This is a genomic window from Thermogemmatispora aurantia (assembly GCF_008974285.1).
GTDB classification, from domain to species: Bacteria; Chloroflexota; Ktedonobacteria; order Ktedonobacterales; family Ktedonobacteraceae; genus Thermogemmatispora; species Thermogemmatispora aurantia.
Window position 1 is genome coordinate 720,357 of the sequence record NZ_BKZV01000002.1, and the last position, 14,016, is coordinate 734,372.

The 14,016-nt window shown below is 61.3% G+C and carries 11 protein-coding genes and 2 tRNA genes; 8 read left to right on the top strand and 5 right to left on the bottom strand.

Annotated features, from left to right (window positions below; translation table 11 throughout):
• Positions 1-22 precede the first annotated feature (22 nt).
• Positions 23-1,474 carry a DNA polymerase Y family protein gene (locus tag KTAU_RS09580; protein WP_151728171.1) on the bottom strand — a complete coding sequence of 484 codons (1,452 nt, stop codon included), beginning with the start codon at positions 1,472-1,474 and terminating at the stop codon, positions 23-25.
• Positions 1,475-1,819: 345 nt separating this feature from the next.
• Here KTAU_RS09580 and mscL point away from each other — a divergent pair, with 345 nt between their 5' ends.
• Positions 1,820-2,296, top strand: a complete 477-nt coding sequence (gene mscL / locus KTAU_RS09585) for a large conductance mechanosensitive channel protein MscL (protein WP_228026378.1) — start codon at positions 1,820-1,822, stop codon at positions 2,294-2,296.
• Between the two features lie 400 nt (positions 2,297-2,696).
• Positions 2,697-3,236 (top strand): adenine phosphoribosyltransferase, encoded by a 540-nt coding sequence (locus tag KTAU_RS09590; RefSeq protein ID WP_052890092.1) that lies wholly within the window; start codon positions 2,697-2,699, stop codon positions 3,234-3,236.
• 293 nt (positions 3,237-3,529) lie between these two features.
• Here the strand turns inward: KTAU_RS09590 and KTAU_RS09595 are convergent, their stop codons facing one another.
• Entirely contained in the window at positions 3,530-3,841 is a 312-nt protein-coding gene (locus tag KTAU_RS09595; RefSeq protein WP_228026379.1) for a GlsB/YeaQ/YmgE family stress response membrane protein, read from the bottom strand.
• A gap of 232 nt (positions 3,842-4,073) precedes the next feature.
• Here KTAU_RS09595 and KTAU_RS09600 point away from each other — a divergent pair, with 232 nt between their 5' ends.
• From KTAU_RS09600 to KTAU_RS21765, 4 genes are all read left to right on the top strand, one after another.
• Positions 4,074-5,444 carry an MFS transporter gene (locus tag KTAU_RS09600; protein WP_151728172.1) on the top strand — a complete coding sequence of 457 codons (1,371 nt, stop codon included), beginning with the start codon at positions 4,074-4,076 and terminating at the stop codon, positions 5,442-5,444.
• Between the two features lie 357 nt (positions 5,445-5,801).
• Positions 5,802-8,255, top strand: coding sequence for a DUF4129 domain-containing transglutaminase family protein (locus KTAU_RS09605; RefSeq protein WP_151728173.1), 2,454 nt, complete (start codon positions 5,802-5,804; stop codon positions 8,253-8,255).
• A gap of 158 nt (positions 8,256-8,413) precedes the next feature.
• Positions 8,414-9,457, top strand: a complete 1,044-nt coding sequence (locus KTAU_RS09610) for a hypothetical protein (protein ID WP_151728174.1) — start codon at positions 8,414-8,416, stop codon at positions 9,455-9,457.
• Positions 9,458-9,510: 53 nt separating this feature from the next.
• Entirely contained in the window at positions 9,511-10,380 is an 870-nt protein-coding gene (locus KTAU_RS21765; RefSeq protein ID WP_174844061.1) for a hypothetical protein, read from the top strand.
• A gap of 49 nt (positions 10,381-10,429) precedes the next feature.
• On the opposite strand, the gene KTAU_RS09620 is transcribed toward KTAU_RS21765, so the two are convergent.
• The 3 genes from KTAU_RS09620 to KTAU_RS09630 form a co-directional block, all read right to left on the bottom strand.
• Positions 10,430-10,518, bottom strand: a tRNA-Ser gene (locus KTAU_RS09620).
• Positions 10,519-10,646: 128 nt separating this feature from the next.
• Positions 10,647-10,737, bottom strand: a tRNA-Ser gene (locus KTAU_RS09625).
• A 336-nt stretch (positions 10,738-11,073) separates the two neighbouring features.
• Complete coding sequence (locus tag KTAU_RS09630; protein WP_151728175.1) at positions 11,074-11,391, bottom strand: hypothetical protein; 318 nt, start codon at positions 11,389-11,391, stop codon at positions 11,074-11,076.
• A gap of 745 nt (positions 11,392-12,136) precedes the next feature.
• Here KTAU_RS09630 and KTAU_RS09635 point away from each other — a divergent pair.
• Entirely contained in the window at positions 12,137-13,006 is an 870-nt protein-coding gene (locus KTAU_RS09635; protein WP_151728176.1) for a FliA/WhiG family RNA polymerase sigma factor, read from the top strand.
• 660 nt (positions 13,007-13,666) lie between these two features.
• Entirely contained in the window at positions 13,667-13,891 is a 225-nt protein-coding gene (locus KTAU_RS09640; RefSeq protein ID WP_112432649.1) for a carbon storage regulator, read from the top strand.
• The last annotated feature ends 125 nt before the right edge of the window (positions 13,892-14,016 follow it).

Genomic DNA, 14,016 nt, shown 5'->3' on the forward strand with positions numbered 1-14,016 from the left:
TCTGACGGAGTGGGACCTCTGGTCAAACCTGACGCTCGCCATTGAGTCTACGGGTGCTCAGATCCAGGCGCCGCGTTGGTCTGCCGCGAGCCCGGGCCGCGGGCGGGTAGTAAGGAGTGGCAGCAGTGATGATGTCGCCGATACGCGCCAGTACCTGCAGGTAGCGTGTGCCGGAGCGATGATAATGGGCGAAGAGCATCAGCAAATGATGAATCAGAATATCGGCCTCATCGGTATGACGCTCCAGGGTGATCTGTCCGCCGATGGCCTCCTCGCCCTCGCGCAACATGGCCTCCTCACCTTGTTCGTCCAACAGCAGGCGGCGGCTATCGCGGCGCGGGCGAGCTGGCCAGAGAAGCAAGGCAACTACCCGCCCCTTGAGGCGCTGCTCTCGCAGGCGTCCGGCCAGATAGCCGCCCAGCTTGTGGATCGCCGCGCAGGTTTCGTCAGCGTCGGCAGCATGCTGGAAGCGAATGCGCGCATTCTGGCTCAGTGGCGGTGCATCGGGGATCACCAGGCTGTAGTCCTCACCCTGAGCCAGCTGATGGAGCCAGCGCCCGAGACGGCCCAGACGCCGCTCCAATCCCTCGGGAGCAAGGGGGGCCACCTGCGCAAAGGTCGTGATGCCGAAGTCGCGCAGGTGAGCAACCAGCTCGGCCAGTTCTTCAAGATCAAAGCGCTCAGCCCGGCCCTCCAGCTCGGCAACCCCCGAACGCAGGCCGGCTCCTTCGCTCTCACCCTCACGCCCCCCCAGGACGCCGGGTCCGCTGCCATGCAGCTGCAACAGCAGTGAGAGGGGCAGCGACTGGACGAAGGAGGCCTCGCGACCCGGCGGGATATAGAGGATGCCCTGGCGCCCATCCTTGCGACTTATGAGCGCGGCCAGCTCGGCGATGGTTTTGCCGCTGGCGATACCGATCAGGGCGGTTAGACCAAGGGCGGCAATGTCGCTGCTGAGCTGCTGCGCCAGGAGAATCGGCGAGGTAACGGGCTGCGGGCTGCCGCTCAGGTCGATAAAGGCATCGGCCAGGGGCACAGACTCGACGATGTGCGAACAGGCACGATAGCGCTCACGCAAGCGCTGCAGAACCGGTTGATAGCGATCGTAGGAGGCTGGCAGGAAGAGCGTGCGCGGGGCAAGACGGTAGGCTCGACGCAAGGGCATGCCAGGGACAATGCCCAGGCGCACCGCGGCAGGGGAGGCGTCAATGACTCGACCTGGCTCGTTCGGGCGCCCCGTACCGGTCCCTATGACGAACGGCAGGCCATGCAACGAGGGATTGGCCATTTCCTCCAGCGTACAGTAGAAGTGCCGAATGCGGACATGCATGATCCCCTGACGCGGGAACGCCTGCTCTGAGACCGCTCCTCGCTCTGCCGACACCGGTCCCCCCACAGGTGCACGTGGAGAACGCAGCGCTGTCGGCTCCCCAAGGATTGACGGATTCAACGTCCCTGACTGATCTTGCTCCATAGTAGCCTTCTGCTCAAACTAACCTCTCCCAGTTTAGATTATACGCTACAAACGGGCTATTTCCAGCCCATCTCTCCAGCCAGGTTGATCTGCCCAGGCTTTCTGACTGGCTTCGGCCCCGACAAGCTCTTCTTTGGAACCACCGAAGCGAGCAGCTGGTGCTCTTCCAGAGCTGCCGCCTCACCCCGTTCAGCTCCATCAGAAAATATGGTAAGCTGTTCATGGGGCGGATTCGCCCAGACCAGGCAGCCCACCTGTCTCCTGCCTCACCAGCAGCGAGCGCTGGCGCTGACAGTTTCCCAAACGCGGTAGAGCGCGCACGCTCAGATTGGAGGGTAAGACACGATGTCCATGCTTCAGAACGAGACGTTCAGCAAAGTGGGAAGAGAGGCGAGAGCAACCTTGGGCGGTTTCAAAGCTTTTATCTTGCGCGGTAATGTGGTTGATCTGGCCGTTGGTATCGTCATCGGCGCCGCTTTCACCAACCTGGTCAACGCCATCGTCAGCGGACTGATTACTCCCCTGATCGGCCTCTTCGGCGGCTTCGATTTTTCGCGCCTGAACGCAGGCCGCTTCGCTTTCGGTACAGTCATCAATAGCGCTGTCAGCTTCCTTATAGTGGCGGCGGTGCTCTATTTCCTGATTGTTTTGCCAGTCAGCAAGCTGATGGCTCACCATAAGAAGGGCGTGCCGGAGGAGAGCGCCACGCGCGAGTGCCCCTATTGCCTGAGCAGCATTCCAGCGGGGGCCAGCCGCTGCGCTTACTGCACCTCGGACCTGGGCCAAAGCGAGCCTTCTTCGGCTCCGGCGGCTGGAGCTTGATGCCCTTTTCTGGCTCGCCTGGCCAACGAGCCAGCGTCTGAGCCGGATCTTCCTTGGCCCTGGTTGAGAGGGGGTATTTTCTGTCTCCTCCCTCGCCTGGCAGGAGATTCGTGCTATACTAATCTACGGAATCCGAGGGCAATGCAAAGCGTGTGATCAGGTGAACGCCGGGTCAGAGACAGGGCAGAGCCAGAGCCGCACGCCTGAGCCAGTGGTGGCTCAGCCACGGCCTGGCCGAGAGCAGCCTGATCTGCTCTGCTCTCTTTCTGCACCGCGTACGGAGGACCGGCGTGGCCTGGTCACTTCTGTGCTAGGCCGGTTGTGGATTCGCTAGACCACAAGCCCCTGGAGAGGCGGCCTGACTTAGTTCTTTGTTGAGGAAGGAAACGGAGCGCTTAGGATGTCATCGTCATCTGCGTCGGGGCCACTACGGCTGGAAGACTGGATTAGAGATATTCCCGATTTCCCCCAGAAGGGCGTTCTCTTCCGCGATATCACGCCCCTTCTGCAAAATCCCGAGGCTTTCCGCGCCGCCATTGATCGCCTGGCAGCCCATTACTCTGGTGCGGGCATTCAGACTGTCGTTGGCGTCGAATCCCGAGGCTTTATTTTCGCTGCCCCCCTGGCCTACTTGCTCGGCTGTGGCTTCGTCCCAGTGCGCAAGTTCGGTAAACTGCCAGCGAAGACGGTCAGCGTGGAGTACGCTCTGGAGTACGGTACCAATATTGTAGAGATGCATACCGACGCCATCAAACCAGGCGAGCGGGTGCTGATCGTCGACGACCTGCTGGCCACCGGTGGTACGGTCTCGGCGGCGATGGAGCTGGTCGAGAAGCTGGGTGGCCATATCGCTGGCATTGCTTTCCTGGTCGAGCTGACCTATCTGAAGGGCCGCGAGCGCCTCAAGGGCTACGATGTCTTCGCTCTGATTAAGTATTAAGGCGGCGAGCCAGCCGGGCCGGAGCGGAGAGGAGTACACAAGACCGGCAGACAAGCAGGCCAGGGGCGTCACGTTCGTTCTTCTCTCCCTCCGCCATGTTTCAAGGCCGCCGAACGCGGGGGAAACCAGGGCGCTTGCCGGTGGTCCCTCTCTGCTCCCGCATCGCAGTGGAGCGACCTCTCTCCTCACAGATCTTGCCTCTATCTGGCTGCCTCCTCGTCTGGCTGCCTGGCTGATTTGGCATCCTCAACTGCCAACGGCTGCGCTCACCGCGTTGCATTGGTGGTTACTAGTTAGATGGAGCGTCTCCCTCCGGCAATGAGTTCAACGAGGAGCAAGAGGAGCGAGGCCCCAAGAAAGGCGACCAGCGTCGTTCCGAGAAAGTGAAACGTCTCGTTGATGCCCAGCAAGCTCATCAGAAAGCCCCCAATGACGGCCCCTACCAGCCCAACGCAGATGTCGAGTAGACACCCCAATCCTTGCCCACGTACCAGCTTTGCCGCTAGAAAGCCCGCTATCAGTCCGACCAACAGCCAGGCAAGTAGCTCGCCCGGATAGAGGTGGATATGACCCAGGCCCGGGTGAAAGCTAATTCCATCCATCATGAAAGGCCCTTTCTCTCCTTCTGCTGATGTCTTGCGTTGCCAGGTGCCGGAGGCAGCGCTGGAGCACAACCGGGAGAAGGCACGGTCTGCCCTCTCTTCCGGCTGGTGCGACCACCGGCCCAGGCAACGGTTGCCACGCCTCTGGCGGATATGATACCCTACGAAGGCATGGCTCTTTCCTTCTCTTTTCTCCACTTCGCTCTACGTATGAGGACGACAGGAGTCGCAGACGATGTCTTCCAGGCCCGATCTCTCTCAGGACACTGCTCGCTCTGCCAGTAGGCCGGGAGACGGGCCGCCGGGAAACCCGCAGGGGGACCGTGGCAGCAGACAGAACCTCTTGAGCTGGTTGCAGCTTCCTCGCGATGTCTATCTGCTGCTGTTCTATACCCTGGGTAAGGGTTTCCAGCTGACAATCGGGACGCTTGATATCAATTACTATGCCCATAGTCTGGGCTATCAGCCGGACTTTATCGGGCTGCTGAGCGCGCTGCCAGCCCTCGGTTCGCTGATCAGTGCGGTGCCCAGTGGCATGCTGGCTGATCGCTTAGGCTATAAGCCGGTGCTGCTGGCTTCGGCTTTATCAATGCCTTTCTTTCTGGCAATGATTGGCCTGACCTCGGCGGCACCGCTGATGCTGCTGGCTGCCTTCTTCCAGGGGGTAGCTTCGGCGGCTTACTGGGTGACAAACGTTCCTCTGCTGATTGAGAAGACCAGTGAGGAGCGGCGAGTGGGCGTGCTGGCTCTCAATAGCTTTGTGCTGCTGGGCATAGGCTCTTTGGGTAATCTGCTCGGCGGAGCTATCCCCGAGCTGGTGGCCTGCCTGTTGCAGGTGAGCGCTAACAGCGTTCTGGCTCTGCGCTGGGGTGTGCTGAGCGCTTCGCTGGTGAGTCTGCTCTTCGGGCTGCCTCTCTGGTGGCTACGATCTGCGCCTCCACGGGCATCCCACGCCGGAACGGCCCAGGTGGCTAAAGCGTCTCCGCCTCCCGAGGGCGCCGGGTCTTCCTCTTCAGCAACCGGGGGGCGCTTTCCTCTGGCCGTGTTCGTCAAGCTGCTGGTGCCCGATCTGATTTTCAATATGGGCGAGGGGGCGGTCATCGCCCTGATCCAGCTGTTTTTTGTCTTACGCTTCTCTCTGCTGCCGGGGCCGCTCGGGGTGATTTTCACGATCTCTGGCCTGGCCGGCGGCCTCTTTTCTCTCACGGCCCCTCTCTTCGTGCACCGCTGGCGCAAGATCAAGATCATCACGACGGTGATGTATGCCAGCGCTCCATTGATGTTGCTGATCGGCTATTCGCCAATCTTGTTAGTCGCCGTGCTCGGCGAGTACACGCGCTCCTTTCTGCGCCTGCTGATCGAACCGGTCTATACGGCCTTCGCAATGGAGCAGGTCTCTGAGCGCTATCGCGGCAGGTTAAGTGGCTTCTACTCGGTGACCTGGAGCGTTGGCTACAGCCTGGGGCCAACGGTGGCCGGCTGGCTCCAGACCTATGTGAATCTCTCCGCCGCCTTTCTCTTCGCCGCCATTTGCCTGGTGATCGCCGCAAGCCTGCTACTGGCGGCCTTCGGTCGCCGGCCTGTGAGCGCACCTGACCCGCGATGAGCTGCGATGAGTAGTGAAGGCCACTCAGACGGACGGGGAAGACACCGGTGTAGAGAGAGACCAGGGGCGGCCAGAGAGAGTTTCTTCCTGCTGCGCTGCGGCTAACGGTGACAGGAACGCCCATTTTGGGGTATCATTAGGAGAGGTTAATCGAAGGAATGGAACCTGCAGCATGCAGGTACCTTTCTCATCTCTTGCTGCTTGCATGAGCAATGCTCTCTCTTTCCTGTGGCCCGGGTAGAGGGTAGCAGAGAGGCATGGAGTCTTTTGGGGGAAGAAGGCTTATGCCATCGGCAGCCATCGAGGCCTTGGCTGATCGAGCCGGGATAGCGTTCGTTGGGACAGGAGCCACTTCTGATGAAACCAGGTCAGGCCACTTCTTCTCCAGCTGTAGAGGCCGCTCACCAGAGTGAGCATCGGGGAACGAGGACAGAGGCGAGGAGGGAGGCCGAGATCAATGGCTCCCGTCCAGCAGTGGCAGAGACACCCACGGTCGCCGGGCAGGTTGCCCTTCTCACGCCATCGCCAGCTCGCTCCTCCAGGCTTGCCCTGGTGCCAGCAGAGGGCTGGTTGCCATTGGGACTGGTGGCGGTCGCGCTCTCAGCCCTGGTGGCGGCGATCATCTCAGCCAATTGGGTAGCCGGGACCTGGATTCTGCTCTGGAGCGCTCCTCTGGGCCTGCTGGCCGGCTTTCTCGTGGCGAAGAGCCGCTCGCTGTCTCAGCCACTGCTCCATCTCGCGGCCTTTTTCTTCGGCTATTGGGTGGCTTTTGCGCTGACGGCGGGCGCTGCCCTGCACATCTCCTGGACCGCGCTGCTCTCTGATCTGCAGGCAATGGTGAGCAGCGGCGCTGGCCCTGGCCTGGCGGTAGTCTCCAGCGAGCATATTTTTCTGCTTTACCTCTGCTTCCTCAGCTTCTTCTTAGGCTACCTGGGAAGCTGGTTAACGTATCGCGCACGCCTGCCCTGGTTGGTGGCATTGACCTATTGCTCGATTATGCTGGTCAATCTCCAGTACAGCCGCCAGGCTTCACCCCTGCTGCTGCCGGTCATGCTCGGCGCGCTCCTATTGCTGATTGGCCGCTTGTATCTGGCGACGTTGCTCGACGACTGGCATAGCCTGGGCCTCTCCGCCGATCGTTCCTGGTTGCGCTCTCTGCTTGGTCGCAATCTGGCGTTGACCTCCCTGCTCATGTTGCTCTCCCTGCTGCCCGCGCTGCTTCTTCCTCCGCTGATGCAACCAGGCTGGGGGAGTCGTTTCTGGGAGGATCTGAATACGTTCTCCGGCACCCTGCTGCATCAACACCTGACTGGCTCAGGTCCGTCGGCGCAGGCACCCTCGCTGGACACCACGGTTTTCTTCGGCGATCGGCTGACGGTCAGCGGCTCGGTCTCTCTGCCAATGGGGAGCGTGCTGGAATATAGCGGAAGTGCGGCTCCGGCCTATCTGGAAGCTGTGACCTATAACCAGTTCGATGGCCATAGCTGGACGTCGACAACGCAGACCGCGGTCACTCGCTTTGCGGCGGGGCAGCCGCTTCCCCCTGATACGGTCGCCGGTCACTATCGAGAGGTCAGCGCGCAGATCCACCTGCTCCAGGTTCCCCAGAGCAAGTACAACTATTTGTTCGCTCCCCCTCAGCCGGCCCGCTTCAGCGTCCCGGCCATGACCTACGGCGATGGCCTGGTCAGCGCCTGGGCTCAGCAGGAGCCGCTGCATTCCGGTGAGCGCTATACGGTGCTGGCGCGAGTGCCAAAGATCGATGCAGCCGCGCTGGCTCGCATCCCTTTGCTCTCAGCGAACCCGCGCTTCTGGCAAAGCGATCCGGCCCTGCCTGTTCTGGAACGCGACTATCTGCAGTTGCCGGCCAGCCTGCCCCACAAATTGATGCAGACGGCGCTGGAGTGGACACGGGGCGCAAGCAATGCCTTTGAAGCTATGCAGCTGCTGGTGAGTCATCTGAGCGATCCGCGCCAGTTTAGCTATTCGATCAACAATCCGCCGATCCCCGCGGATACCGATGTGGTGAGCTGGCTGCTGCAGACGCACACTGGCTATTGTACCTACTATGCAAGCGCAATGGTGGTGATGGCCCGCTTGTTGGGGATCCCGGCACGCATTGTCGTGGGCTTTAGCCAGGGCCACTTCGATGCCGGACGCCAGGTGTGGGTGGTCAATGGCAGCGACGCCCACAGCTGGGTTCAGATCTATTTTGCTGGCCAGGGCTGGATCGATTTTGATCCAACTCCCGGCTTCGCTCTCGGGCCGGCCTTTTCGGGAACGCCAGCCCCTTCATCTGCGTCCTCAGTCTCCCATAGCTCCACTGCCACAGCGGGCAGCCAGCCCGGTCAGGAAGGCTCTTTCACCCCTCCAGCGCCCGATCAGCGCCCTGAGACTCCTCGTGGCCCGCTCCAGCGAGTCTTGTCATCCCCCTGGCTGCTGCTGACGCTGCTGGCTTCAACGGGCCTGGGTCTGTTGCTGGTGCTGGCCATCGGGACGAGCATCAGAAGGCGCCAGCTTGATCGCCAGTTGAGTCCAGTGGCACGGCTCTTCTGGCGCTTGTGCCGCCTGGCGAGCCTGGCCGGCTTCCAACCACGCTCCTGGCAGACGCCATACGAGTACAGCGCACGGCTGAGCCGCGCCATGCCGGAGGCCTCCCTGCCGCTGCGTCGATTGACCGAGCTATTTGTGCGCGAGCGCTGGGCCCCACCCTACGAGCTATCCAGCAGTGCCGACAGGTCCGAGCTGGAACGCCTCTGGCCGCCGCTGCGCCGCAGTCTCTGGCGCCTCTGGCTGCGCCGCTTCAGCTGAGGCTAGCCTTCTTCTCTTTCCTGCCAGCAAACCCAGTGATCGACAGATACAAAGTTATCGCCACGTGTTACCAAAGATCGCCTGAAACGTTCTCGTAGATAGAAAGTGCTTTGAAAGCAACAGCAACGAGAACGGTGGGTGAGGAAGAGGACGTGGAAGTGGAGAAGAGGTCTGAGCGAGGCAGAAACCAGGTCGACGCCGCCGAGTGGGCGCAGCATCCTCTGCCTTTGCCAATTGTGGAAGGAACGTGTGGTTGGGGCCGACTCTTCCAGCTCTACCCTGATCATCTGCGGGTTCACGGGGTCGTCTACGAGCTGCGCCACTTGACCCAGATTCGCCCGATCTATCGCTCCCTGCTGGGCCTACCTTCGGCCCGGCTGGAATTGACCTTTGGTCAGCAGCGCGTGATTCTGCGTGGAATTGCTGCGGTGGAGGATGTGCGCAAGATGGTTGATTATCTGCTGCGCACCTGCCCGCAGGCACGCTTGCTTGCAGTCCCTGGCCATGAGCCGGCGCCCACCGACTCCGAGAGAACCAGCGCTGACCCGGCAGAGACGGCTGCCCCTCCGACCGCAAGAGAAACGCCGACAGCCCTGATGCGCGCGCTGGCGCCGACAGGCTGGCAGATGGCTCGCCGGGAGCTACTGCAGCGCCGCCAGGCCCGCCTTCAGGAGGAGCGTGAGCGTCGCCAGGAGATTACGCTCTCCCGACAACGCGGACGGCGCTCCCCATTGAAGGACCCTCTACCACCTATCCAGGTCCCCGTTCGCCTGGCCTTCGGCGAGCGCGCTTACTATTGCTGCCAGGCAACGCTCTGTAATGAGCAGCTCCGGCCCTTCGCTCCCCCGGAGGAGGCCGTGCGCGACCACGGTCTGCTCATTCTGACCGATCGCCGTCTGATCTATCTGGGGCGCCGCTGTCAGATCCTGCTTGGCTACGACCATGTGCTGCAGGTGATCCGCCAGCGCAACGGGGTGGCCTTCCTGGCCGATCACTGGCGGCGCCGCGAGCTGTTCACGATGCGCCGTCCCCTGGAATGCGTACTTTGCCTGGAGAAGCTGCTGTGGCGCTTCCAGCAGGAGCGCCAGCTCTCGACGTTGATGAGCGTTGAGTTGGAGGAGCATGGCGAGGGAGAGGCCGGCCTCAGTCATGAGGCTAGCCAGCGAGAACGCCGTGGCGGCAGTGAGCCGGTGACACGCTAGCCTGGCGGGCAGTGAGCGGTGGAGAAGAGGCGAGGAGAGGAGCAGGCATCAGCATGCTGGATACGGTGATGGCGCTGTGGAACCGCGGCTGTGCTTTGCGCTTTCTGCTACTCACCCTGTTGGCGCTAGCAGCCCTACTGAGCTTCGGCCTGCCGATCTGGCTGGGCAGCCAGTCAAGTCGGCCTGTCTCCTCCCAATCAGAGGGAGCACTGGCGGCCCAGACGCAGGAGCGCATTGCCGAAAGCACCATGACGGTTCCCCTACCGCCTAGTCTGACGCCGCCGAGCCACGGTGGCCCTTCTCAGTCAGGAAGCAGCCTGAGTTTTCCACCCTTCCCGCCATGCGGGAGTCCTCTGACCATGCCGCAGCCGGGACCAACGGCCCTGCCTGTGGTTACGCCGACGGTACGTCCTCAGCCGCATCCCACGCCACGGCCCCAGCCCTCGCCGTCGCCCTTACCTCAACCTCAGCCCTCCCCGACACCGGCCCCCACGCTTACCCCAACACCAACACCTACGCCCGTCCCTTCTCCTACACCCCTACCGACGCCGACCCCAACACCAGCACCTTCTCCCACCCCCACCCCAACACCAACCCCTGTACCGTCACCTACACCCGTTCCCTCCCCCTCACCTCCCGCACCCACAGCCACGCCTATAGCTACGCCCACTCCCTCACCAGACCCTGATCCGACCGAGGCCCCTTTCCTGCTCCCCACTCCCTCAGCCCGCACCACTCCAGCCACCTCCCCAGAACACGCCTTGCTCGCGGATGAGGAAGGGACTGACCAGCAGCGGCAGGTCGACAGGAACCTATCAGACCAGGCCCGGAAGCACCACCTGAGCGACCTGCACAGCAGGGTCCAGGTGACCTCTCCAAAAAAAGCGGGACGAATGGGAGCGCCATTCATCCCGGAACTCTGAGCTTTCTCTTTTGATCGCGGCGGGGATCATCTCCCTCACCGGTTCAAGATGGCGGAGGAGGTGGGATTCGAACCCACGGGGGCTGTTAACCCCACACGATTTCCAGTCGTGCTCACTAGGCCACTATGAGACTCCTCCGTAAGATAGCAACAACCATGTCAATCACCGGCTGCCACTGCGCTCTCTCGCTCACAGCGGCCCGACCAGGGAGACTAACATGGGAGTGACCCGCTTCGCCGGGATAAGCGTGAGCGAGTCACTATTTGTGGCGGAGAGAGTGGGATTCGAACCCACGAGGGTCTTTCGGACCCTACCGCTTTTCGAGAGCGGCTCAATCAACCACTCTGACATCTCTCCGGCGCATAGTATATCACATTCCCCGGGTGGCTGACAAGGGGGTGTAAAACAGCCCGCACAAACGTTGGCAGCAGAGAGTGCATTTGCACTAACCTCCAGCCATCCGGCCAACAGCCTCCCCAGCCAGGTTGCCCAGCGCAAAGCAGAGAACAAGACAGAAGAGGTTATCAGGCACCGGGGCGGGATTGCCAAAAAGAAAGACACCAGTGACCAGGGGGCAGCTTCCCAGCAGGAGCACGCTCCTCCCCTGCCGAAGAAGCTGCCCGCGCTTCGTCCTGCTCTATCCTGGCCGAAGCAGGAACCAATCACTGTCGAGCGTTGTCTCCGCTCGCAGGGTCAGGAGGCTTCCTCTTGCGATTCAGAAAATTCGCCGATAGCCCCATGCTCATAGAGCCAGCGAGCGAACTGCAGATGCGGGTCGCCGCTGAGATAGGGCGGGATCTCACCGCTCTTTTGTACACGGCGGCGCAGCTGTAGCAGGCGCTGAATCTCCTCCGGGAGAAAACCAGCTTCGCGCAAGGGATCGAGGGCTTCCGCCTCTGGCAGCGTCTGCTCGTTGGCCTCCAGAGGCAGGTGTAGCTGCTCCATTGGAGAGCGCTCCTCGCCGCAGGCAGGTTCCTGCTCATGTTGATTCTCATATTCTCGTCTATCCATAGGACGCTGTCTCCTCTCAATGCAAAGCTGCCATCAGCTCAGCTTGTCTATCTCTATCTGTATGCTTGCTCTGTTACATGACCCGCTCACTCACTGGGGAAGCTACTTCCTACCCCAGCCGATCCACTCACCAGCGCCGCGCATCAGCCCGCCCAAAAAGCAGCTGCGTCCGGCTGCTGAGTCAGAGCCGGGCGCGAACACTCTCGCTCTGGCAAGCGGAGGGGGATTCCCAATCTCCCTTATCTTTCTCTATAGAACATCCATATCGGCAAAAAAATGCCGGCGATTAGACCTCCCCCTTTGCTTGGCGAGAGAATTTCAGGGCCGAAAGAATCTCAGGACCTTTGGCATAGCAAGGAAGCGACCTCCGTCAGTAGCTCAACAGCAAGCACTCTCGTACACTCTAGCTAGACAAGGGAGCAGACAAACCCAACAAACCCAGCTGGCAAAGTTAGCCAGCGACGGGCCACCGGACCAGCGCCATGAAGCGCCCCAGGCAACTGCTAGCCCAGACATCCACATCCTCCCAGCCTGTCAGCCGATCAAGCAGTCAGTCACCCAGGCCAACCAGGCACACCCTGCCAGGGAGAGTCAGCCCAGCCAGCAATAGATCACAAGCCAGAGGGGAGTGGGCAGGATAGAGAGGGCAGGCAGTCCAGCCGATGAGCCGTGAGGGCCAGAAGTACGAGGAGAGGAGAGCAAGTCAGCAGGGCGAGACCTCAGTCCGGCAAGGAGATGTCTATCGATGACCAGTTCCGCGCACCTGGAAGAGATCTGGGCCGAGTTCATGCGCACCCACAGTCAGGCACAGCGCCGCCTGTTGATCGAGGCTTATGTACCGCTGGTGAAAGTCACCGTCGATCGGTTAGGCATTCCGACACGCAGCCTGCTGGAAGTCGATGATCTGATCGGTTACGGCATGCTTGGCCTCATCAACGCCATCGATCGCTACGATCCTACGCGCGGGATCAGCTTCGAAGCCTTTGCCAGCCCGCGCATCCGGGGAGCGGTAATCGACCAGCTACGCGCCCTCAACTGGTTCTCGCGCTCGGCCCTGCAGCGCATCAAGCAGGTCGAGCAGACGATGGCCGAGTTGGAGCGACGGCTGGGGCGACCAGCGCGCGACGAGGAGATGGCCGCGGCGCTCGGAGTCTCACTGCGCCGCTATCGCCGCATGCTCCAGGAGGTAGGTACGGTCATTCTCTCGCTGGATAGCCCCCTTCACGCGCCTGAGAGCGAGGGCGACCTTTACTCCCTCGGCGATGCCCTGGAAGACCATGCCACCCCCGAGCCGGCCAGTGCAGTCGAGCGCCGTGAGCTGCTGCAAGCCCTCAGCCAGGCTATCGAGCACCTCCCTCGCCGCGAGCGCCTCTTACTCGCCCTCTACTATGTCGAGGGCCTCAGCATGAGCGAAATCGGCAAGATACTCGGCATCTCGCAGTCACGCGTGAGCCAGCTGCACGCTCAGACGCTGCTTCACCTGCGTATCAGTCTCGGGCTACACGAACCACAGCACAAGCGTGGGAGTTACACAAGTACTCGTTCTACATCAACACACGAACACGCCCGGCAAATCGATTCGCTCGCCCATCAGCAAGTCCCCACTGTACCATAGCCTGGATCGTATAGTATCATAAACAGAGTATTATTACGATCCCTGGTTTCCCTGTTGATCGTGAGCGACCTGTTGACGACGAGAAGGGAGCAGGCTTCCTCGGCAGGAAAGCCAGCCCCGGTGTCACACCTTTCAGGGGAGGGTACCCAGGTGCAGATCAGGGCTCCGCATCACTCTCAACGACCACGGCGGCTTCGGCCACAGCAGCAGGGCCGCTCAGCGCTGAGACGATGGCCAAGGCGCTGCGGCCCGTCAACAGGGATAGACCCCCACTGCGCGCAACGCCCGGGGAAACAGTGGTTGCTGAAGCACGGTGTACAATCTACAGAGAGGGTAGTTTTATCGCCAGCGCGAGTGCGCACGCGGGTCTGCGAGATCGAACCTCGCTTGCTTGTGCGGAAAATCCTGGCGCTGAATCGTCTTTTGACAAAGAGCGCACATTGAATCTGCACAAGGCGCTCACAGACCAGCGGTTTGTTGTGCTCCGTGCCAGTGACAGGAAACGGCCTACCCGTTTCCGTCACCAGCAACGTCCAGTGTGAGCAGGAAGCCCACTCGCTGCTCGGCATCTCGTCTGTGTTCGGCTTGAAGAGACGCCTGTAAGGTGTCATCTGCAGCGCAGGGACGTCTCGGAAATGCTTCTGGGGAAGGGAGCCTTACATGCTTGTTTTGAGACGCAAAGTTGGTGAAAGCATCATTCTCGGTGGGGTCATTAGCATCTCGGTCCTCGCGGTCGAGGGGGAGCGCGTCAAAATCGGGATCAGCGCTCCACCAGAGGTGACCATTGTACGCGAGGAGCTGTTACGCTCGGGGCAGGACCAGCACCAGCAAGCAGCGGCTAATGCTTCGACCGTGACGAATGCTCCAAGCGTACAGCGCTCGTAGCGGTTCATCTATCATCCAGCCCATCGCTCGTTCCGTTCAAAGAAAGGCCAGGTTCCCGGGCAGGCAGTGCCAGCGCCTGTCTGGAAACCTGGCTTGATCTCTTGACGATTAGCAGGAGGTGCAAG